General features: G+C 36.3%; 22 protein-coding genes. 14 read left to right on the top strand and 8 right to left on the bottom strand.

The genetic code is table 11. The features are described 5' to 3' along the window. Positions 1-95: 95 nt before the first annotated feature. Positions 96-1,625, top strand: a complete 1,530-nt coding sequence (locus DEU40_RS22320) for a T9SS type A sorting domain-containing protein (RefSeq protein ID WP_171006213.1) — start codon at positions 96-98, stop codon at positions 1,623-1,625. A 143-nt stretch (positions 1,626-1,768) separates the two neighbouring features. Here DEU40_RS22320 and DEU40_RS04075 read toward each other — a convergent pair whose 3' ends face one another. Further along, complete coding sequence (locus tag DEU40_RS04075; RefSeq protein WP_002979980.1) at positions 1,769-2,581, bottom strand: enoyl-ACP reductase; 813 nt, start codon at positions 2,579-2,581, stop codon at positions 1,769-1,771. Between the two features lie 120 nt (positions 2,582-2,701). Further along, on the bottom strand, positions 2,702-3,001 hold the full coding sequence (locus tag DEU40_RS04080; protein WP_110008654.1) for a hypothetical protein: 300 nt from the start codon (positions 2,999-3,001) through the stop codon (positions 2,702-2,704). 138 nt (positions 3,002-3,139) lie between these two features. Here DEU40_RS04080 and DEU40_RS04085 point away from each other — a divergent pair, with 138 nt between their 5' ends. Further along, entirely contained in the window at positions 3,140-3,697 is a 558-nt protein-coding gene (locus DEU40_RS04085; protein WP_110008655.1) for a DNA-3-methyladenine glycosylase I, read from the top strand. Between the two features lie 146 nt (positions 3,698-3,843). After that, the gene (locus DEU40_RS04090) at positions 3,844-4,605 is read left to right on the top strand and encodes a hypothetical protein (protein ID WP_110008656.1); all 762 of its coding nucleotides are present in this window, start codon (positions 3,844-3,846) and stop codon (positions 4,603-4,605) included. A gap of 314 nt (positions 4,606-4,919) precedes the next feature. On the opposite strand, the gene DEU40_RS04095 is transcribed toward DEU40_RS04090, so the two are convergent. Together DEU40_RS04095 and DEU40_RS04100 are read right to left on the bottom strand one after the other, a co-directional pair. Continuing rightward, on the bottom strand, positions 4,920-5,774 hold the full coding sequence (locus DEU40_RS04095; RefSeq protein WP_002979969.1) for a nucleoside phosphorylase: 855 nt from the start codon (positions 5,772-5,774) through the stop codon (positions 4,920-4,922). 22 nt (positions 5,775-5,796) lie between these two features. Then, positions 5,797-6,282 (bottom strand): hypothetical protein, encoded by a 486-nt coding sequence (locus DEU40_RS04100; protein ID WP_110008657.1) that lies wholly within the window; start codon positions 6,280-6,282, stop codon positions 5,797-5,799. A gap of 228 nt (positions 6,283-6,510) precedes the next feature. Between DEU40_RS04100 and DEU40_RS04105 the strand changes: the two genes are divergently transcribed. The 3 genes from DEU40_RS04105 (at position 6,511) to DEU40_RS04115 (ending at position 11,840) form a co-directional block, all read left to right on the top strand. After that, positions 6,511-8,340, top strand: a complete 1,830-nt coding sequence (locus tag DEU40_RS04105; RefSeq protein ID WP_110008658.1) for a cytochrome-c peroxidase — start codon at positions 6,511-6,513, stop codon at positions 8,338-8,340. 389 nt (positions 8,341-8,729) lie between these two features. Beyond that, positions 8,730-10,883, top strand: coding sequence for an alkaline phosphatase PhoX (locus DEU40_RS04110; RefSeq protein WP_110008659.1), 2,154 nt, complete (start codon positions 8,730-8,732; stop codon positions 10,881-10,883). Between the two features lie 57 nt (positions 10,884-10,940). After that, positions 10,941-11,840, top strand: a complete 900-nt coding sequence (locus DEU40_RS04115; RefSeq protein WP_110008660.1) for a leucine-rich repeat domain-containing protein — start codon at positions 10,941-10,943, stop codon at positions 11,838-11,840. A gap of 2 nt (positions 11,841-11,842) precedes the next feature. Here DEU40_RS04115 and DEU40_RS04120 read toward each other — a convergent pair whose 3' ends face one another. Continuing rightward, entirely contained in the window at positions 11,843-12,166 is a 324-nt protein-coding gene (locus DEU40_RS04120; protein ID WP_002979957.1) for a translation initiation factor, read from the bottom strand. Between the two features lie 160 nt (positions 12,167-12,326). Between DEU40_RS04120 and DEU40_RS04125 the strand changes: the two genes are divergently transcribed. From DEU40_RS04125 to DEU40_RS04150, 6 genes are all read left to right on the top strand, one after another. Then, a complete protein-coding gene (locus tag DEU40_RS04125) occupies positions 12,327-13,256 on the top strand; it encodes a DUF2268 domain-containing putative Zn-dependent protease (RefSeq protein WP_110008661.1) in 930 nt (309 codons plus the stop codon). 183 nt (positions 13,257-13,439) lie between these two features. Continuing rightward, the gene (gene gpmI / locus DEU40_RS04130; RefSeq protein ID WP_110008662.1) at positions 13,440-14,981 is read left to right on the top strand and encodes a 2,3-bisphosphoglycerate-independent phosphoglycerate mutase; all 1,542 of its coding nucleotides are present in this window, start codon (positions 13,440-13,442) and stop codon (positions 14,979-14,981) included. A 150-nt stretch (positions 14,982-15,131) separates the two neighbouring features. Further along, positions 15,132-16,109 carry an acyl-ACP desaturase gene (locus DEU40_RS04135; RefSeq protein ID WP_110008663.1) on the top strand — a complete coding sequence of 326 codons (978 nt, stop codon included), beginning with the start codon at positions 15,132-15,134 and terminating at the stop codon, positions 16,107-16,109. A 97-nt stretch (positions 16,110-16,206) separates the two neighbouring features. Further along, entirely contained in the window at positions 16,207-16,638 is a 432-nt protein-coding gene (locus tag DEU40_RS04140) for a BT0820 family HAD-type phosphatase (RefSeq protein WP_062670258.1), read from the top strand. Positions 16,639-16,797: 159 nt separating this feature from the next. Beyond that, positions 16,798-17,607, top strand: a complete 810-nt coding sequence (gene map, locus DEU40_RS04145) for a type I methionyl aminopeptidase (RefSeq protein WP_110008664.1) — start codon at positions 16,798-16,800, stop codon at positions 17,605-17,607. Continuing rightward, entirely contained in the window at positions 17,607-18,374 is a 768-nt protein-coding gene (locus tag DEU40_RS04150; protein ID WP_110008665.1) for a class I SAM-dependent methyltransferase, read from the top strand. Before map ends, DEU40_RS04150 begins: the two co-directional genes overlap by 1 nt. 56 nt (positions 18,375-18,430) lie before the next feature. Here DEU40_RS04150 and DEU40_RS04155 read toward each other — a convergent pair whose 3' ends face one another. The 3 genes from DEU40_RS04155 to DEU40_RS04165 all read right to left on the bottom strand — a co-directional run bounded on the left by DEU40_RS04155 (position 18,431) and on the right by DEU40_RS04165 (position 20,439). Next, complete coding sequence (locus DEU40_RS04155; protein ID WP_110008666.1) at positions 18,431-19,144, bottom strand: T9SS type A sorting domain-containing protein; 714 nt, start codon at positions 19,142-19,144, stop codon at positions 18,431-18,433. 150 nt (positions 19,145-19,294) lie between these two features. Beyond that, positions 19,295-19,627 carry a DMT family transporter gene (locus tag DEU40_RS04160; RefSeq protein WP_110008667.1) on the bottom strand — a complete coding sequence of 111 codons (333 nt, stop codon included), beginning with the start codon at positions 19,625-19,627 and terminating at the stop codon, positions 19,295-19,297. A gap of 248 nt (positions 19,628-19,875) precedes the next feature. Beyond that, positions 19,876-20,439 (bottom strand): Crp/Fnr family transcriptional regulator, encoded by a 564-nt coding sequence (locus DEU40_RS04165; RefSeq protein ID WP_110008668.1) that lies wholly within the window; start codon positions 20,437-20,439, stop codon positions 19,876-19,878. A gap of 303 nt (positions 20,440-20,742) precedes the next feature. Here DEU40_RS04165 and era point away from each other — a divergent pair, with 303 nt between their 5' ends. Together era and DEU40_RS04175 are read left to right on the top strand one after the other, a co-directional pair. Further along, positions 20,743-21,618, top strand: a complete 876-nt coding sequence (gene era, locus DEU40_RS04170; RefSeq protein WP_110008669.1) for a GTPase Era — start codon at positions 20,743-20,745, stop codon at positions 21,616-21,618. Positions 21,619-21,684: 66 nt separating this feature from the next. Beyond that, positions 21,685-22,113, top strand: coding sequence for a DoxX family protein (locus tag DEU40_RS04175; RefSeq protein ID WP_110008670.1), 429 nt, complete (start codon positions 21,685-21,687; stop codon positions 22,111-22,113). Positions 22,114-22,156 lie beyond the last annotated feature (43 nt).

A 22,156-nucleotide genomic window follows, 5' to 3' on the forward strand; every position in this document is an offset into this window, starting at 1 on the left:
AGGAAATACTGAAAAATTTTTCATCATTATTTATCATAATATTATTTCGAATTAATGTATTTACTTTTTTAGTATTTTTGGCGAAATTTTTAACCATGAAAAAATATCTATTGTTTTCTTTATTGGCATTTTCAAGTATGAATGCCGCAACACTATATGTTAATTCATCTGCCACAGGGTCAAACAATGGTCTTTCGTGGGCCAATGCTTATACAGATTTACAGACAGCGATGAGTAATGCCGTATATGGAGATGAAATCTGGGTAGCAGCGGGAGTGTACAAAGCAACTTCTACCACCGATAGAACCATCTCATTCAACATGAAAAATGGAGTCAGCTTATATGGGGGATTTAGTGGAACAGAAACTTCAATAGGGCAAAGAAACATCAGCCAGAATCCTACAACACTTTCAGGAGATATCGGTGCTATTGGAGATAGCTCGGATAATACCAATACGATCCTTAAAGTTATCAATACTACATCAGGTTTGACGGTAGATGGCTTTAGATTTATTTCTGGGAGAGCAGGTGGAGCAGGAGGAATTTCTTTGAACAACAATACTGGTATTATTAATATTAAAAATTGCTATTTCTATGATAATCAAGGGTCTGCCGCCGGAGCTATTTTTCAGGCTTACCAGGGAAATTACACTGTAAATGTTATCAATTGTGATTTTATTAGTAATATATCTGTATACGGAGCTGTTTTTTCTGATGACTCAAACAATAATAACCTTACCATAAGTAATTGTAAATTCAAGGGTTCTGTAGCTGGAGGGAATGCTGTATTGAGATTTTTGGGAGCTAATTTTGTGATGGACAGATGTGTCGTTACAAATAATACCTCTAATCAATCAAGTCTTTTTTATATTGATGCTAATAATTCAGCGAAGATCAGCAATACAATCCTTGCAGGAAATTCCTATCATGAATGTGCACTGGCTCTGTACAGCAGTAATGGAATTCCTCAGATCTTAGAGAATGTGACTGTTGTTCATAATAAAAAAATATTCCTTACAAATACATTTGAAACAGCTGTTTATAGTGCTAATGGTAAATTTAATCTGTATAATTCTATTGTTTACGGAAATACAAATTCATCCAATAATGATCAGGTTGATGCTGGTAATATTGTATCACATTCTATTGTAGAGAACGGTTATACAGGAGGAACCAACGTTTTAAATGTTAATCCTGTATTTACAAACTCAAATACTTTAAGTGCCGCACCGTTTGACTGTACATCTTATAATTATCAATTGGATAGTTCTTCTGCAGCAATCAATGCAGGCAATAACAGTTTTGTTACCCAGACACAAGATTTATTGGGAAATAACAGGATTTTTGGCACTGCCGTTGATCTTGGGGCCTATGAAGCAACTACAAATCTGGGAACAAATGAGAATGCATACAAGAAAATAACATTGTTTTATGATTTTAAAAGCGAAAATATCATAATAAAAAATAGAAACAGTAATAATATCGTGACTATTTATGATAGTATGGGAAGAACCGTTTTAAAAGCAAATATCAGTGATTCTTTATCTTTATCAGAGTTTATGCCGGGTGTTTATTTTGTAACTCTTCAAAATACTTCTGAGAAAATTAAAGTATTAAAAAAATAAAAGGTTGCTGTAAAAACCAGATAGTTTGTTTTTATCAAAGGAGCTGTTTTATGAAATAAAACAGCTCCTTTATTCTGATTAATAAAAAAATCGCATTAAATACTAAGTATAATGCGATTTTGTTGATGACCTTAGATAGGTTATTATTTTTCAGTATCATATTTACTGATCACTTTCTGAGTAACTCCTGAACTGCTGAAACCTCCGTCATGGAACAGGTTCTGCATCGTTACTTTCTTCGTAAGATCAGAGAATAAAGTTACACAGTAGTCTGCACATTCAAGAGCAGTAGCATTTCCTAGTGGAGACATATCTTCTGCATATCCAAGGAATCCTCCGAAACCTTTAACACCACTACCTGCAGTAGTCATTGTAGGAGACTGAGAAACTGTATTTACACGTACTTTTCTTTCTCCCCAGTAGTTTCCGAAAGTTCTTGCAATACTTTCAAGGTACGCTTTGTTATCAGACATATCGTTGTAATCCGGGAATGTTCTCTGAGCTGCAATATAAGTAAGCGCCAAAATGCTTCCCCATTCGTTCATACAGTCTTTCTCCCATGCTACACGCATTACTTTGTGGAAAGAAACAGCGGAAATATCCCAGCCTTTTTCCAACCAGTCGTAATTCATTTCTGTATAGTGTTTTCCTTTTCTTACGTTGATAGACATACCGATAGAGTGAAGGATAAAGTCGATTTTTCCAAATTTTGCAACAGCGGCATCAAAAAGTTTTTCAAGATCTTCTACAGAAGTAGCATCAGCACCTATTACTTCAGAACCTGTCTTTTCTGCTAAACCATTAAGTTCTCCCATTCTTAATGCTATAGGAGCATTAGATAAGATAAATTCAGCACCTTCCTCATGGCATCTTTCAGCAACTTTCCATGCGATAGATTGTTCATTAAGGGCTCCAAAAATAATTCCCTTTTTGCCTTTAAGTAAACCGTATGACATAATTTTTTAATGTTTATTATAATACAAATGTAACAATAATTGTGCTTATGGCATAATAAAAAATGGAGCCTTATCAATTTAAGACTCCATTTTATTGAAAATATTTATATGACTGAAATACTAATTGGTTTTCTTATTCCATTCTGCCTTTACATCTTCCGCCGCATCTTTGGTTTTTTCCCATGCCTCATCTGCTTTATCCTTAATATCTTCCCAGGCATCGGATACATTAGCTTTTACCCTGTCTAGCCAGTCTTCCTGGCTGGCCTCCTCATCATTATTCCTCTTCTCATTGATATAGTCTTTAGCCTTGTCTGCCAATTCATTGATTTTCCATTTAGTTTTGTCCGCTGCATTCTGTAAAGAGTTTTCTACATTACTTACTGCATTTTCCGCTTTGTTATACTCTGAATTGTTCATAATGATATAAATTTTGGTGTTATAATAATAATTTAACAATAACCATTCCTAAAACACGGCTTCTCTGTTAAATTTTTCATAATCTTTTGTTATGTTTTCCTAAATCAGTAGTAACTTAGGGTGTAAAATTTGATAATTATGGAAAAAATACGTTGTGGTTGGTGCGAAAAAGATGATCTCTACAGGAAATATCATGATGATGAGTGGGGAAGGCCCACCTATGATGATGAAACCATATTTGAATTTTTAATTCTTGAAAGCTTCCAGGCTGGTTTAAGCTGGTATACTATTTTATCTAAAAGGGAAAATTTCAGAAAAGCTTTTGATCATTTTGATTATAAAAAAGTAGCTGCCTATTCTGATAAAAAGATTGAAGAATTAATGAACAACCCAGGAATTATAAGAAACAGACTTAAAATTCTTGCAGCGGTTACCAATGCTCAAAGATTTATGGAAGTTCAGAAAGAGTTTGGAAGCTTTTCCAACTATATCTGGGGTTTTGTAGATGGAAAGCCAATCGATAACAATCCGGAGAAATTGTCTGAAGTTCCTGCCACGACAGAGATTTCTGACCGTATTTCTAAAGACCTTAAAAAGAGAGGATTCAAATTTGTCGGATCTACAGTAGTTTATGCCCATATGCAGGCCACCGGAATGGTCAATGATCACGTAAGGGATTGCTTTACAAGGAAATAAATGTAGGATGTTAACTTTAATAACGTATTACACAAAATACCCTTTAAAATAATTGCAAAATATAAATTCTGAAAGGTTTATCAATACCCTGTCTCATAACTTATTGATATTTTTGTAGGATTAAAAATGAAAACCTCTGTTGAAATATGAAGAAAATAGGAATTATAGGCTATGGCTGGCTGGGAGAAAGACTCGCATCTTCCTTATCCGGAAAATATACACTGGCAACTACAACTACAACAGAAAGTAAAGTAAATCTACTAAATAATAAAGGAATTCATGCTGTAATGGCTTCTTTCCCGGACTATCAGTTGACAGAACCTCTTTTCCAATGGCAGGAAATTAAAAATATGGATGTTTTGATTATTACAATTCCTGTTTCTGAAAAAAGTTGTTGTGTAAGCTCTTTGTATAACAGGATTCAGAATTTGTCAGCTTTTATAGGAGACTTTAAAGGGCAGATGTTTCTGATGAGTTCTACAGGTGTTTATCCCGATATTGCTAAAGAATTTACAGAAGAAGATGTTCCTTTTGAGAAAATATCAGGCGAAAGAATGTTGAGAAATAAATATCCCCAACTGAATATTCTAAGACTTGGAGGGTTGATGGGAGATAACAGACTTTTAAAAAATTATAATGTAGGTAATCCGGACCATGCGGTAAATCATATTCATTATGCTGATATCAGCAGGATTATCTCAGAAATGATTGAACAGAAAAGTGAATCAAAACTTTATAATGTTACGGCTCCTGTACATCCTGCGAAAAGTCAGGTGATTAACGCACAGAAAAATCTACTTGATGAAGAAGAGTTTGAAGTGAAAGGAAAAAAGGTTCTGTCATCAAAGCTGGTTTCAGAACTGAATTATGTATTTCAGCATCCGGATCCGAGAACATTTCATTTGTAACCATGGTATTTGTATCATTGATTATTGGCTTTTAACCTATTTTACTTACAACATTTCTTTTGACGACTATGTCATTCCGAAGGAATCTAAATACAGTTTTTTTTAAATAACATAGAGATTCGTACGGAATGACAAACCGGATGGGTAGTTTTATTCATCGTGAAAGAATCAATATTTTCAGCAAGATACAATTCAATAGCAACGGGCTTTAGCCCGTTAAAAAATAGATAAAAATTCCATTGGCTTTAGCCGAAACCTAATAAAAAAACCTCCGGAAACAGTTTCCTGAGGTTTTAGTTTTTATCAAATAAAAATTACTTGATAATTCTTTCCAACACCCATTCAATAAGGTTTTTCTCAGATGCATGGTGATCTGCAGAGAACTCACCGCGTCTTCTATTGGCAATAACGTTATTCACGGTAATGGCTTTGTGTCCTAATAATTTTGAAAGAGCATAGATCGCAGAAGTTTCCATCTCAAAATTGGTAATTCCAAGATCATTCAGCGTTTCTAAGAATTGATCATCTACCGCTTTCAAACGAAGCTGTCTTCCCTGTGGAGCATAGAATCCCGGAAATGTTGCTGTATTTCCGTGGTATTTGGCATCTTTATAATATTCTCCCATTTCTTCCGCCCAGTCTGAGAAGTAAAGCATTGGCTTGATTCTTTCGTAAGGGAATTTTTCTAAGAAGCTTTTAGAAAACTCATTTTCGAAGTTGTAATCCTGGTAGAAGTGCATCAATCCGTCCAAACCTACAACATTCTGCGTTACTAGCATATTGTCTACCTGTACATCCGGGTTTACACTTCCGCAAGTTCCCATACGGAAAAGCTCAAGCGCTTTGTGCTCAGTCTTGAATTCTTTGTTTTTAAGATCAATGTTCACCAAAGCATCCAGTTCGTTCATCACGATATCGATGTTTTCAGTTCCGATACCTGTAGACATTACAGTAATTCTTTCTCCACGAAGCGTTCCTGTATGCGTATAGAATTCTCTTTTATTTTTCTTGATTTCTACGGTATCAAAGTATTTTGAGACCTTTGCCACTCTGTCAGGATCACCTACAAGGATGATTTTGTCAGCAATATCTTCAGGTAAAAGATTCAGGTGGTATACACTTCCGTCTTCATTCAGAACAAGTTCTGAGGCAGCAAGTTTGTTTAGCATAATATGTATATTTTTTGTTTTTTTAATTAATCATAATGGCTTCTTTATAAGGAGATGCCATAACCTCGTAGATGTCATTGTATTCTTCTACAATCCTTTTCTGTCCGTTCATAACCTCATATACAGTAATGACCGTCTTTTCAATGTTTTTAGGATCTTTCCTCTGTGAAGTGATTTCGTAGAAGTGATCATCTTTTTTAAGAATAGAAATCAGTTCTTCCTTTGTTGAGTTGTTGGAAGTCATCATTCCGGGGAACTCTGTAACAATATCTTTCAGGTCAGAATAATTTTTATAAGGCTTGGTTATACCATTGGAATGTACATAAACATTGGGAATGTTTTTATCTTTTTCCAGGCGGACCAAATAATAATCAGCCCCTCTTTTCTCTGCATATACAGCCATTTCCTGTTTCTTTTCAGGTTGTTTTTCCTGCTGCTTTTTCTTTTGGGAAAATGCTGCCACAGAAAGGAAACTTGCTGCCACAGCAAACCATAGTTTTGTTTTCATACTCCTATTTAGTTTTTTTGATGTGTTGAATTTAATTTAAAAAATCCTCTCCCAATAATCTCCCGCCATTATTTTCCGGTATTTCGAAGAACCGTTCTCTTTAGAATAATGAATTTGATTTCGGGGTTTAAAATTAGTGAAAAATATAATATCAGAAATATAAACATTATTTAATCTCTTATTAAAACTCAGATAACATCAGATGAATAGTTTTGCCGCTAAAAATTCATGAGATCTTATCCACTGCTTATAATCATCCTTCTGACAGGATTTGCAGTAATGTCCTTTAATCCTGTTTATAAAGGAAAAGAAAGCGAAAATACATTTGTCAATAAAGGGTTGTCCGACTTTAGAATAAAGCTTGAACAATTGAAATCCGATGTTGATAAGTTCTCTGAAGACCGTATTTCTCTGGAAGAACTGCAGAAATCGCTGAGCAGTACAAGAAACTCATTCAAGGAAATAGAATTTTATATTGCTTACCATTATCCTGAATTTACCAAAACCCACCTTAATGCAGCGCCATTGTTTCACATCGAAGCAGCTGGGACATCGTCATACACACTTCCTCCTGAAGGATTGCAGGTGCTTGATGAACTTATATTTTCAGAGGAAGCAGGGAATGAAAAAGAAAAGATCAAAACCATTACTACCTTTTTGTACAACAGCTATTCCGGGTTTTATTTAAGTGCTTTAAAAAATGGGTTGAGCAAAGGAAATAACAAAACACTGCCTTTGCGAATAGAGTTGATCAGGATCTATTCACTGGGTGTCTCAGGTTTTGATACACCAGGCTCTTTGAATATTTCCGAAGAAACAAGCCATGCACTTGCAGGAATTCAGAAGTACATTAATGATGATCTTTATTTTAAAAATTATAATACTCAGAAAGCCAATCAGATTTTAACAGAAGCCATCAACTATCTTTCAAAAAACACCGACTTTGAAAACTTTGACAGGATTGAATTTTATAAAAAATACGTGCAGCCTTTATATGAAGAACTTGGGAAATGGGATGGAAGACCAGATGACCTTAAAGAATTTTCAGGCTGGAATGTAGGGAATAAGAACTTTTTCAGCAGTGATTTTTTAGATCCCTATTTTTATACTTTATTAAAATCTTCGGAAGATAATCCGGAGCTCCGTAACCTTGGAAAATCCATTTTCTACGATCGGAACTTAAGTGGTAACGGGAAAATGAGCTGTGCGACTTGCCACCTTCAGGAAAATGCTTTTACAGATCTGAAAGCAAAATCACAAAGTAATGTGGAAGGGAAAACAGTGTTGAGAAATTCTCCATCTTTATACAATGCGGTCTTCGCTAAGAGATTTTTCTATGATCTTCGTGCTTTCTATCTTGAACAGCAGGCAGAACACGTTATTTATAATGAGCAGGAATTCAATACCAGCTATGAAAGCATTATCAGGAAATTAAAAACAAAACCTGAGTATAAAAAAGCGTTCCGAAATGCCTTCAAGGACGGAAAAATCAGTAAAGAAAATTTCTCGAAAGCATTAAGTTCTTATGTGGCTTCCCTGTACTCATTTGACAGCGATTTTGACCGTTTTATGAGGAATGAAAAAAATGTTTCCGATGATGTGAAAAAAGGATTCAACCTCTTTATGGGAAAAGCCAATTGTGCAACCTGCCATTTTGCACCCACATTTTCCGGATTGGTACCGCCGTTTTTTAATGAAAATGAATCCGAAGTACTGGGAGTAACTACCAGGCCGATCAAACAGCTTCCGGTAGAACTTGATCAGGACTTAGGAAGAGGAAACAGCCCGGTGAAAAAAGAAAAGTCATGGATTTATGATTACTCTTTTAAAACCGTGACAGTGAGAAATATCGCACTTACAAAGCCCTATTTCCATAATGGAGCTTTCAATACTTTGGAAGAAGTTCTTGATTTTTATAATGAAGGCGGAGGAGAAGGTTTAGGATTAAAAATGAAAAATCAGACGCTGGCACCCGATAAATTGAACCTCACCGAAACAGAAATAAAACAGATCATCGCCTTTCTGAATGCTCTTACGGATGTGAGTAAAGCGAAATAGGCGGGATGCGGGATGCGGGGTTCGAGTGTGGGAGAGTTTGAGAGTGAGGGGGTAGAGATTCGGATTTCGGGTAGGGCAAGTGTGATTCGAGCTTTATGATGGATAGTTGGAGATGGATTACTTCTATTCATAAATATTATTTTAAAGTATTTTTTTATCCTATACTTTCCGTGCGAATCCCGAATCCCGCACCTAGCACCTTGTACTCTCAAACTCTCCCACACTCAAACTCTCCAACCCTCGAACTCCTCACTACTTAACAGAAAATTAACCCACTTAACATTAGGTTTTTGATAAGTTAATATTCGATGATTTAGATTTAAAATCCTATTAACAGAGAAAAAGCGCTAAAAAAATAGTTTTGCAAGGTCTAATAAATCAAATAAAAAATGAAGAAAAAACTACTAGCAGTGGGAGCTTTGGCGATACTGGCCAGTTCTGGTCTTCAGGCGCAGACCTTGATATTCAATAAGAATGCGTCATGGAGCTATAAAGATAACAACCAGGCGCAGCCAGCCGGTTGGAATGCCCAAACCTATGATATTTCAACATGGGCAGTAGGAAACGGTCCGTTAGGATATGGAGATCCTGTAACGACTACCATCAATTCAGGGCTTACTACAGCCTATTTTGCTAAAGATTTTACGGTAGATCTTTCAACGCTTTCCGATACTATGGAGTTTGGTGTGATGAGAGACGACGGTATTATTGTATACCTTAACGGAGAAGAAGTTGTAAGAGATAATATGCCTGCAGGTGCTGTTACATTCAATACTTTCTCCAGTACTACTATTGATGGGGCAGCAGAGAGTGTTTATAACATTTTTTCAATTCCAAAATCAAAATTTGTAAACGGTGTTAACAGATTTTCTATTGAATTACATAACAGAAGTACAACCAGTTCAGACTTAAGAATTGATGCTTATCTGAAAACGACTACCAATACAACTATTCCTGTAGCTTGTAACGGAACACATATCAGCTGTTTTACTTCAATTGTTCCTACAGCACAAACCAATAAGTTAATTATTCCTGCTGAACACAAATACCAGCTTATTTTAAAAGAAGGGGATAGCTATACTGAAGGCGGAGGATTAGTAGGAGGTCAAAATGACTTTACTGCTTATGTTCCAAAAACTGGAAGCAGTACCAACGGATATCTATCTGTAAACCATGAAACGAATCCAGGTGGAGTTACCATGGCAGAAATCAACTATAACGCGGCTTCAAAGCTTTGGCAGCTGACAAAATCAAGAGCCGTAAGTTTCTCAGATCCAAGTTTGGTTCAAACCATCAGAAACTGTTCAGGAGGAATTACGCCTTGGGGAACTGTGGTGACCGCTGAAGAATCTGTTACTTCTAATGATGTGAACAATGATGGGTACAAAGATTACGGTTGGTTAGTAGAAATTGATCCTGCAACAGCACAGGTAATTTCTAAGAATACTGACGGTTCCAAAGGAAAACTTTGGCAGATGGGAATCATGAACCATGAAAACGTAGTGATCAATAATGCAGGAACTATAGCTTACTACGGTGAAGACGGTGGAACTCACATGGTATACAAATATGTAATGGATACTCCAAATGATCTCTCTTCAGGAAACCTTTATGTATTAAAACTGGATCAGGGGTTAACGGCTGCAGGGGATCCGGCAGGAACTACAGCGACATGGATTCAGGTTCCGAATAAAGAAAAAGCAGATCAGAATAATACCAATACCAATGCTCTGACTTTGGGAGGAACAAAATTTAATGGAGTAGAAGATGTTGATATCAGCCCGCTGGATGGTAAAATCTATTTTACAGCCAAAGGATTAGACAGAGTATACCGTTTACAGGATAACGGAACTACGGCTTCTCAGGTAGAAACATTTGTAGGTGGAAGTTCTTCTGTATATTCTTTCAATACAGCTCAGGGAATGAAATCTGAAGCCTGGGGAGACGGAAATGACAACCTTACTTTTGATGAACTCGGAAACCTTTGGGTACTTCAGGACGGAGGTAAAAACTATATCTGGGTCATTGCTCCGGATCATACACAGGCCAATCCGAAAGTAAGACTATTTGCTTCTATGCCGGCTGGTTCGGAACCTACAGGATTGACATTTACACCTGATCATAAATTTGGTTTCTTCTCTATTCAACACCCGGATTCAACAATTTCTACAGATGTAGATGCTACAGGAAATACGATTGATTACAGAGGAAAATCAGCAACAATCGTTATTGCCCTTAAAAATAATCTTGGAACTGAGGGAACTTTAGGAACTATTGAGACCAAAATTGAAGAAAATACAGTAACGGTAGCACCGAACCCAACTTCAGGAGTGGTAAAAATCAATTCAGCAAAAGGATTGAAAGATATTTCTGTAACAGCTTACAGCATGGACGGGAAAATCGTTTACACGAAGAAATTCAACGGAACCAATAAAGCATTGGATCTTGATTTCACACAACAGTTGGAAGGATCACGAGTTTTAGTTTTAAATATTGAAGCTGAAGGAGGATTCCAGAAAACAGTTAAACTTGTAAAGAAATAAATTATTTATAATTCTTGTCTGTCGGCAGCTTGGGTTGCTGGCAGACCTTTTATCTTTATGAAAAAGCTTTTCTTATTGATTTCCGTCATCTCACTTTCTCAGATCAAAGCACAGATTGATCCGGTGAAATATCCTACATTTACCAATATTGAAGATGCTTTAAAAAGTAAAAAAGCGGTTTACAGTATAAGTTTCAGAGAAAAGGGTCTTTTTAATATTCCTCCTCAGATTGTAAAGCTGGATTCATTATTCTTTTTGAATATTATGGCGAATAAGCTTGAGAAAATGGATCAGGAACTTTTTGCTTTAAAAGAACTGGAAATGTTAAATGTGAATGAAAACAGCATTAAATTTATTCCTGATGAGGTAAGTAATCTGAAGAAACTGACTACTTTTTCTATGAATCTGAATAGCCTCACAAGCATTAATCCTAATCTTGCAAAGCTTCAGAACCTAAAAGTGGTACATTTTGATGCTAATAATCTGAATACATTTCCCGAAGCCCTTATGGAAATTCCAACACTGGAAGAAATCAACCTTCAGGGAAACCAGATAAGCTTTATTGCAGACAAACTGGATCGGATCAAAAACCTGAAATTTCTCAACCTTTCAGATAACCAGATCAATGATCTTGGAAATCTTTCTTTTCCAGAAAATTTAAAATATCTTGAACTGCAGCAGAATGTTATTATCAGGCTTCCGGAAAACCTTTTTAAAGCAAAGAATCTGGAATTTCTGAATGTAAGCGGAAATCATATCACAGAAATATCGCCCAAAGTAAAAGGGCTGAAAAATATCGTCAGCATGAATCTGGCCAATAATAATCTGAAAGATATTCCTGTAGAAATCAAACAGCTTAAAAAGCTGAAAACGTTGATTCTTACAGGAAATCCTATAGAAAAATCTAAAATTGAAAACTTAAAAACCTTACTGCCGGAAACCCAGATCTATTTCTAGAACTATCCGCCAACACGTTTGGTTTTATAGCCCATTTCTTTAAGGATATTCATGATTTTATCACGGTTATCTCCTTGAATGATAATCGTTCCATCCTTCTCAGAGCCGCCTATACCAAGGGTGGTTTTTATTTTCTTTGAGATTTTTTTCAGGTCTTCCTCGCTGCCTTCCCAGCCTTCAACAATCGTTACAGGCTTACCGTTTCTTCCTTTTTTCTCAAATTTGCATACCAAAGGCTCTTTCTGCTTGAATTCTTCTTCAGGCATCTCAAAATCCTGCTCTTCATGATCAGGAAAAAGATTCTTCAATTGATCTCGTAAATCCATACCGCAAAATTAAAAAGAATTACCGATTAATGAACTGAAATAATCAACGAAATTTCAATTTTTCAACCCTGACAGGTTTCAACCTTAACAGCTTTTATTTCCATTCTTGTATAAGTTTTTATATTTTTAACCGTTTGATAAGATATCTTTAAAAACTAATATGAAAACCAGATACATTTTTACATGTCTTCTTTTAGCTTCCGGAATTGCAAAAGCACAGACACGTTTCTCCACTGATCCATTGAACGCTGTATTTGAAACCAGAGATACAGACCGGTTCTGGAAAGCATTCGATAAAATGGATGTCTCAAAAGAAAACCCTTTTAGAGATTATATCAGCAACGGATCTCAAGGCGTAAAAGGTTTTATGGAATACCGCATAATCAATGCTGATTCTTTGTATACCATGGTAAAAAAGAGAAAAGAAGACTATCTGAAAAGCCGTCATGTTCTGGCAGGAATCAACCAAAAAGAAAAAAGAATCAGGGCTGTTTACAGTGCATTAAAATACTGGTATCCACAGGCAAAATTTCCACCAATATATTTTGTATACGGAAGGTTTAATACAGGAGGAACATTTTCTAAAGACGGCATTATGATCGGTACAGAAACTCTTCAGAATCTGGATGGCATTGCAGGACTTGTTTCTCATGAGACGATTCATTTCCAACAGGATATCAAAGGAACTGATAACCTTTTAAAATACACATTAAGTGAAGGGAGTGCTGATTTTCTCAGTGAATTAGTATCAGGAGAAACCAATAACAGTCCGTTTTATCAATATGGAGAGGCCCATGCTGATAAACTGTATAAAGAATTTGTAACTGTATTAAAGAAGAAAGATCCTACGGACTGGCTTTATGGAACCACCAAAAAAGATGATCGTCCTAATGATCTTGGATATTGGATGGGGTATAAAATTTCTGAGGCTTATTTCTTGAAACAAACAGACAAGCATAAGGCTATCCACAATATTTTAAATATTCAGAATCCTCTTTTGTTTCTTAAAGAGAGTGGCCTTTTGGATCGGTATATCAGAGAATATGTGAAGCAAAATAATAGCAGTTTTGAAGATTTTTTTAAAGAATAAAATGGAATACTGCTGGCAATTTAAAAGTTCATCATTATACGAACCGTGTCAAGGTTTTAAACCTTGACACGGTTAAAATTTCAAAATTAATTGACTAATCATCAGCAGTCCATAAAATTCAAGACTTCAAATTCTTCTATTCATAGGAAATTAGGTAAATTTGTCTAACAAAAGTTTTACAAAATGTCGAAAAAAGCAATACTGGCCATTCTTGACGGATGGGGATTGGGAACAAACCCTAACGTTTCTGCAATAGATAAAGCAAATACACCATTCATAGACAGCTGTTACCAGAAATTTCCACATACCACCCTTGAAGCAAGCGGGCTGGCGGTAGGTTTACCAGCCGGACAGATGGGAAATTCTGAAGTGGGACACATGAACCTGGGAGCCGGAAGAGTCGTTTACCAAAACCTGGTAAAACTGAATATGGCTGTTGAAAACGGAACATTGGGTCAGGAAAAAGTGATTCAGGATGCCTTTGAATACGCCAAAAAAGAAAATAAAAAAGTACATTTCATCGGACTGGTTTCCAACGGAGGTGTACACTCACATATCAATCACTTAAAAGGATTACTGACCGCTGCAAAAGAGTTCGGATTGAATGAGAACGTTTTTGTTCACGCATTTACCGATGGTAGAGACTGCGATCCGCATTCCGGATTAGGATTTATCGATGAACTTCAGAAGCATATGGAAGCAACTACCGGAAAGCTGGCAACAGTGGTAGGAAGATACTATGCCATGGACAGAGATAAAAGATGGGAGCGTGTAAAATTAGCGTACGGTGCCCTTGTGGAAGGAATAGGAGAACAGACAACGGATGCTTTGGCAACAATCAAGATGTATTATGATAATAATGTAACCGATGAGTTCCTGAAGCCTATTATTTTAGTGAATACTACTGCTACAGGAAATGTAGTACCGGTAGCAAGAATCATTGAAGATGATGTGGTGATCTGCTTCAATTTCCGTACAGACAGAGGAAGAGAAATTACAGAAGTTCTTTCCCAGAAAGATTTCCCGGAATTTGGAATGAAGAAGCTGAACCTTTATTATATCACATTGACGAACTATGATAAAACATTCCAGAATGTGCAGGTTGTTTTTGATGAAAACGTACTGACAGAAACCATGGGTGAAATTCTCGAGAAAAATGGAAAAACCCAGATCAGAATTGCAGAAACAGAAAAATATCCTCACGTTACTTTCTTCTTCTCAGGAGGAAGGGAAGAGGAATTTGCAGGAGAAAGAAGGCTTCTTTGCCCAAGTCCCAAAGACGTTCCTACCTACGATCTGAAACCGGAAATGTCGGCCTATGATATTACCAATGCTATAGTACCCGAACTGGAGCAGGGAACAGCTGATTTTGTCTGCTTAAATTTCGCCAATACAGATATGGTAGGCCATACAGGTGTTTTTGAAGCAGCAGTGAAGGCAGCAGAAGTGGTAGATCAATGTATAGAAAAAGTGGCTACAGCAGCCTATGAAAACGGATATGCTGTTTTCATTCTTGCCGATCACGGAAACTCAGATGTAATGATCAATCCGGACGGAACTCCAAATACCCAGCACTCTACAAACCTGGTTCCTTTTATCGTGATGGATAAAGACCATACATGGAATTTAAAACCAGGAAAACTGGGCGATGTAGCCCCCACAATCCTTAAAGTAATGGGTGTTGAAATACCAGATGCAATGACTGGAGAAGTTTTGGTTAATTAATATTCAATAATATTGTTAAAAAAATGCCGTTATGCTTTAGTAGCGGCATTTTTTTTATGATTTATGTCAGATAAAGTATGCAAGTCATACTTTATTATGCGTTAAATAATAAATAAATCATATCTTTGTAAATTAAAACTGAATAGTAAAATGTATCAAAAGCTTGTTAGGAAAGAAGTAATGGGATTATTGGAAAAGGAAGTAGGTTCTTTTCTTGATAAATTTTTAACGCCAATTGAAAAAATATGGCAGCCTTCCGATTATTTACCAGATCCTTCAAGTGAAGAATTTAAACACGACTTAGAAGAAATTCAGACTTTTGCCCGCGAAATGCCTTATGATCTTTTTGTAACATTAATCGGTGACTGTATCACGGAAGAGGCACTTCCATCTTATGAGTCTTGGTTAATGGGAGTTGATGGAATAAATCAGGAAGAAAAAGTAGGCTGGGCCAATTGGGTAAGAGCGTGGACCGCTGAGGAAAACAGACACGGAGATTTATTAAACAAATATCTTTATCTGTGTGGAAGAGTAAACATGAGAGAAGTGGAAATCACTACCCAATACCTGATCAATGACGGATTCGATCTGGGAACAAGTATGGACCCATACAGAAACTTCATTTATACGAGTTTCCAGGAAACGGCTACCAATATTTCTCACAGAAGAGTAGGAACATTGGCTAAACAATCCGGAAACGGAAAATTGGCAAAAATGTGTGGTGTGATTGCTGCAGATGAAGCAAGACACGCTAAAGCATACAAACATTTCGTAGCAAAAATCCTTGAAGTAGACCCTTCGGAAATGATTCTTGCGTTTGAAGATATGATGCGTAAAAAAATTGTAATGCCTGCTCACTTAATGAGACAGTCAGGACAAAAAGCAGGTGAACTTTGGGGGCATTTCTCAGATGCTGCACAAAGATGTATGGTGTACACTGGCCAGGATTATATCAACATTATGAAAGACCTTTTAGATGAATGGAAAATTGAGCACGTAAAAGGACTTACAGAAAAAGCTGAAAAAGCTCAGGAATACCTGATGAAGCTTCCTGCAAGGCTGCAGAAGATCACAGACAGAGTTTCTACTCCCGATCTTCAGTTCCAGTTTAGCTGGGTAAAAAGCTAATAAGATCTTTATTATTATTAAAATATAAAAGTATTGAGTGCCTTTCTTTTTGGCACTCTTTTTATTTCTTATCTTTGCAAAGCTAAAAAAAGACAAAATGTTAAATAATAAAAAGATTGCTGTTGACTTTGACGGGACTATTGTGGATGATGCTTACCCGGCCATTGGAAAACCGAAAACTTTTGCATTCGAAACTTTGAAAAGACTTCAGTCTGAAGGATTCAGATTGATACTTTGGACATACAGACACGGAAAAACATTAGATGAAGCGGTAGAATTCTGCAAAAAAAACGGAATAGAATTTTATGCTGTGAACTCAAGCTTTGAAGGAGAAGTTTTTGATCCTGAAAATCAGTCCAGAAAATTAGATGCAGACTGGTTTATTGACGACAGAAATTTAGGAGGATTCCCGGGATGGGGTGAAATCTACAATATCATTCAGGAAAGAATAGAATTCCGTGTGGAAGGAAAAGAGGTTCTTGCCTATTCAAAACTTAAAAAAGAAAAGAAAAAAGGACTTTTCTGGTAGAATACAGAAATGAGAAGCCAGAAATTAGAAGTTAGTTTTTAACGGCTAATTAAAACTTCTGTTTTTTTATCAAAAAAAGTTTTAGATTGTTATAATATAGAAATACACATCATGCTGTAATCTAGCTTCTAACATCTAATATCTAACATCTATACAACAATGATTCAATTAAAAACGATAGACGAATTACGTCTGATGAAGAAGAGTGCCCGATTGGTTTCTAAAACATTGGGAATGTTGGCAAAAGAAATTAAACCGGGGATTACTACCTTATATTTAGATAAACTGGCTCATGATTTTATTAAAGATCATGGTGCTGAGCCTGCATTTTTAGGATATGGAGGATTTCCAAACTCCCTTTGTATCTCTCCCAATGAGCAGGTTGTTCATGGTTTCCCAAACAATGATGTGGTAAAAGAAGGAGATGTTCTTTCTGTAGACTGTGGAGTTATTCTGAACGGTTTTGTAGGAGATCATGCCTACACTTTTGAAATCGGGGAAGTAAAGCCTGAGATTAAAAAATTACTACAGGTTACCAAAGAATCTCTGTACAAAGGGATTGAGCAGTGTGTCAGAGGAAAGAGGATCGGAGATATCTCCCATGCGATTCAGGCACATTGTGAAAAAGAAGGATATGGAGTGGTAAGAGAGCTTGTAGGCCATGGATTAGGTAGAAAAATGCACGAAGATCCGCAGGTTCCGAACTATGGAAGACAGGGAAGCGGAAAAGTTATTAAAGACGGTTTAGCAATTGCTATTGAACCGATGGTGAACATGGGAACCGAAAAAGTGAAGTTCCATAACGACGGCTGGACGGTAACAACGTTAGATAACATGCCATCTGCTCACTTCGAACATGATGTAGCGGTAATCAATGGTAAGCCGGTATTGCTTTCAACATTTGATTATGTATACGAAGCTTTAGGGATTGTAAGTGATGAAGAAAAGCAGTTCCAACTGGATTTTTAATGAAAAAGGTAACGAAGCTTTTACTGAATAAAATTCCACGTCCTATGCTTATTAAAATGAGCATCTGGGCAAGACCGCTTATTTATCAGTTTTTCAAAGGAGATCAGTTTTTAGATCCCATTGACGGAAGATCTTACAGAAAATTCCTTCCGTACGGATATGGAAAACAAAGAGAAAATGCACTCTCTCCGGGAACGTTAAGTTTGGAAAGACACCGCCAGATGTGGCTGTACCTTCAGAACGAAACCGATTTTTTTATTAAAAATTATAAAGTTCTGCATATCGCTCCTGAACAGGAATTTTTAAGAAAATTCAAGAGAATGAGCAACCTGAATTATATATCGGCAGACTTATATTCTCCGATTGTAGATGTGAAGGCTGATATTCTGGATTTACCTTTTGAAAATGACAGCTTTGACATTGTTTTCTGTAACCATGTTCTGGAACATATTGAAGACGATGCAAAAGCAATGAGCGAGCTATACAGGGTAATGAAGCCCAGCGGATGGGGAATTCTTCAGGTTCCGATGAAAAACTCACTGGAGAAAACCTATGAAGATTTTACCATTAAAGACCCAAAAGAACGTCAGAAGCATTTCGGGCAGTATGATCACGTTCGTTGGTACGGAATGGATTATTTCGACCGTTTAAGAAAAGCTGGCTTTGAAATAGAACCCAACTTCTATTCACAGAAATTCTCTGAAGAAGAAATAAAAAAGTACGGGTTAAGACATAACGAAATCTTACCGGTAGTTTATAAAAAATAAAATAAAAACCCGTTTCAACTTTTGAAACGGGTTTTGTATAATTGAAAAGTCAGTTGTTATTCTTTGACAAAAGGATATGACTTATAATTTTCTATCTTGATCATATATTGTCCTTTCTGTAAACTGCTTGTATCAATTGACATTTTGCTGCCGTTAGTTGTCGTTTCAGATACCAGTTTTCCTGACATATCGTAGATCTTAAGAGAAAGGTTTCTCTCAATATTTTCAAGATGTAAAACCTCTTTTACAGGATTTGGATATGCTTTAAACGTTTTTGCAGCGGCATCAGTTTCTTTAGTACTCATTTGTGCAGTATTATTGTTGTAATAGACCTTATTTCCTGAAGGATCCGTTATTATCAGCGTTTTGAGGCTGCCATTTGTGATAATCTGATAGCTGTATATAGATGCATAGGCTCCTGATACGTAAGTGTCACAGTTTTTCTGATCGTAGGCCCGAACGGCTGGAGCATTTCCGCCATTATAAAACAAAAGAGTACACGAGCTGGCTGTTTTGATAAGATTGTTACTTCCAGGTATAACTCCGAAACTCATCATGGACGTATTATAATATCTGGAATTAATAACATAGCTTGTACCTCCTGCCGAATTAAATGTAGTAGCAGGTACTCCATTATCTATTAAAGGTGTGTTGGTGGTCTGGCCGCTACTGGTCACCATTTTGGAGATATACCAATTATTGGAAAGCAGTTCAGAAGTTTGCTGGGCAGTCAGTAAACCACCTGCTAAAAGGAATAGAATTTTTTTCATAGGTTAAAAGTTTTCGGTAAAGATATAAAAGAATTACTTACTGTTTGCTCTTTTTATAAGGATCATCAAGATGAAAATTAAGACAAACAAAAACCGCCTTCATGACGAAGACGGCCCATTTTTAAATATTGATAGAAGTTTATGCGCTTTCTAGTGTGATGAAGATACAGCCTTTAATCCTACCACAGAACCGATAAGTGTTATAATAAAAAATACCCTCCAGAAACTTACAGGATCCTTAAAAAAGATAATTCCCATTAAGGCAGTTCCCACTGCTCCGATGCCCGTCCATACTGCATAAGCAGTCCCGATAGGCAGCGTTTGAGTTGCTTTAATCAGCAAAAGCATACTGATCGTCATGGTGATCAGAAATCCCGCGTACCACAGGTACATTTCAGTTCCTGACGTTTCCTTTGCCTTTCCCAGACATGATGCGAAGGCAACTTCAAATAATCCTGCGATAACTAATAGTAACCAATTCATTTTTTAAATTTTTCTACTGCAAAGTTCAGAATTTGACAGGAGAAAAAATTTTACAATTGTTAAAAAATAAAAGCAAGCTGGAAGCTGGAGGATTTGAATAGTAAGCTGCAAGAAAAAAGAAAAGATTGCCTCATATCAATAGGAGCGGACTTTAGTCCGCTTTCAATGTAGATAATCATTCCTTTGGATTTAGCCAAAACATGAGAATATTTAAATCTTTCAATTCTTAAATCTTTGAATCTTTAAATTTATTTTATCTCCGCCCTTATTCTGCTCAGACTTACCTGTGTAATCCCAAGATAAGAGGCAATATAACCCAGCTGTACTCTTTTAAGAAGCTCAGGCTGATAGGTCATAATATCTTTGTAGCGTTCCAGAGAAGTTTTGAACTGTCTTGAAATAATCAGTTCTTCGGATTTTATCATTTCTGCTTCAGCAAGCTTTCGCCCCCAGTTGGCAATATAAATATCTTCATTGAACAGTTTTCTGAGGCTTTCCGTTTCCATTCGATAGAGGTCGCAGTCTTCCAGAAGCTCGATGCTCTCGTAGCCGGGCCGGTCTTCCACATAGCTTTTCATTGAAAGAATGCATTGACCTTCACTTCCGAACCAGAAGGTAATATCATTGTCAGCTGTTGAAGAATAGGCTCTCGCAATACCTTTTCGTATAAAATAAAGATAAGGAATCACTTTGTCGGCTTCCATCAGACAAAATCCTTTAGGATAGGAAACTTCAGTAATATGCTCTTTTAAGCTGTTTTTTGATGCTTCAGGAAGAAGGTAAACCTTATCAAGAATCTGGTCTATATTCATAAAGATGAATTCTAATATTCAAAAATATCAGTTTTAAGTAATGCAATACAAAATTATCCCTTAATTTTTGTCAGAAATCTTGTAATGATTACGATCAAAATTCTTCCTGATTCAGTATTTTTACTGTCAAAAATTCAAAGAATTTTTTGATGGGGTGGTTATCTCAGCCATCGGATCCCTTTAGATTTCCTCTTTCAACATCTCTTATTTTAAACTATAACTCTCTTTTTTCCTTTAAAAATTAAGATTAACCGTAAAGACCAATTTTGTTTTACTAACTTTGCAGTTCGTAATATTATTTTTATGCACAAAGCAGGATTTGTAAATATAGTTGGAAAGCCCAATGCAGGAAAATCGACCTTGCTCAACCAATTAATGGGGGAAAAGCTGGCGATTGTAACGCAGAAAGCTCAGACAACCCGCCACAGAATTTTTGGTATTTATAATGAAGATGACCTTCAGATTGTATTTTCTGATACTCCGGGAGTATTGGATCCAAAATACGGACTGCAGGAAAAAATGATGGATTTTGTAAAGGATTCTTTACAGGATGCTGACGTTTTCCTGTTTATTGTAGACGTTACCGATAAAGCGGAACCATCAGAATTCTTAATTGATAAACTGAATAAAATCCCCGTACCTGTACTTCTTCTCTTGAATAAAGTAGACCAGACCGATCAGGCAGGCCTTGAAAAATTGGTTGAAGAATGGCACAACAGAATTCCAAAAGCTGAAATTCTGCCTATTTCTGCACTGAATGCCTTCAACACAGAAGTTATTTTACCTAAAATAAAATCTTTACTTCCCGAAAACCCTCCTTACTACGATAAAGATCAGTACACGGATAAACCGGAAAGATTTTTCGTAAATGAGGCCATTCGTGAGAAAATCCTTTTGAATTATGATAAGGAAATTCCCTATTCTGTAGAAGTGGTAACAGAACAGTTCAAGGAGAAAGAAGGAATTATCTTTATCGATTCAATTATCTATGTTGAAAGAGATACTCAGAAGGGAATTATTATCGGGCACAAAGGAGAAGCGATCAAGAAAGTAGGAACTGAAGCAAGAATAGATCTGGAGAAGTTTTTCACCAAAAAAATTCATTTGAACTTATTTGTGAAAGTGAAAAAAGACTGGAGAAAGAACGACAGAGATCTTAAAAATTTCGGTTACAGATAAACTAAAATAGCCGGAATCCCGTTGTATTAAAAGATTTTTATTACCTTAGTATAAATTTTTTAGTAGATGAACTATAATAATTCAAATTGGAGCTCAATACCTAAAGATATTATATTATTAGCAGTGAGAGTGTTTGTTGGTTTTGCCATGCTGTCCCATGGTTTTCCAAAACTTCAGATGCTGTTGGCAGGCGGTAAAATCGAATTTTTCGATTTTATGGGACTTGGCCCTCAGATTTCACTGATTCTTACGGTTTTTGCTGAATTTGTATGTTCGATACTACTTATTTTAGGGCTTTTTACAAGAGTTTCTTTAGGCTTCCTGATCTTTACCATGATCATTGCTGCTTTTGCAGTACATGGAGCAGATCCTTTTGAGAAAAGAGAAATGGCACTTGTCTATCTTTCTGTTTATCTTCTACTCATGGTAACCGGAGCCGGGAAAGTTTCAGTAGATCATATGATAGAAAGAAGAAAAAGAGCTTCAGACTGGTAATTTTACAGCACAATAAATAAAAGGCACTTCAGGAAATGAAGTG

Source organism: Chryseobacterium sp. AG844, assembly GCF_003182335.1.
In the GTDB taxonomy this organism is placed as follows: Bacteria; Bacteroidota; Bacteroidia; order Flavobacteriales; family Weeksellaceae; genus Chryseobacterium; species Chryseobacterium cupriresistens.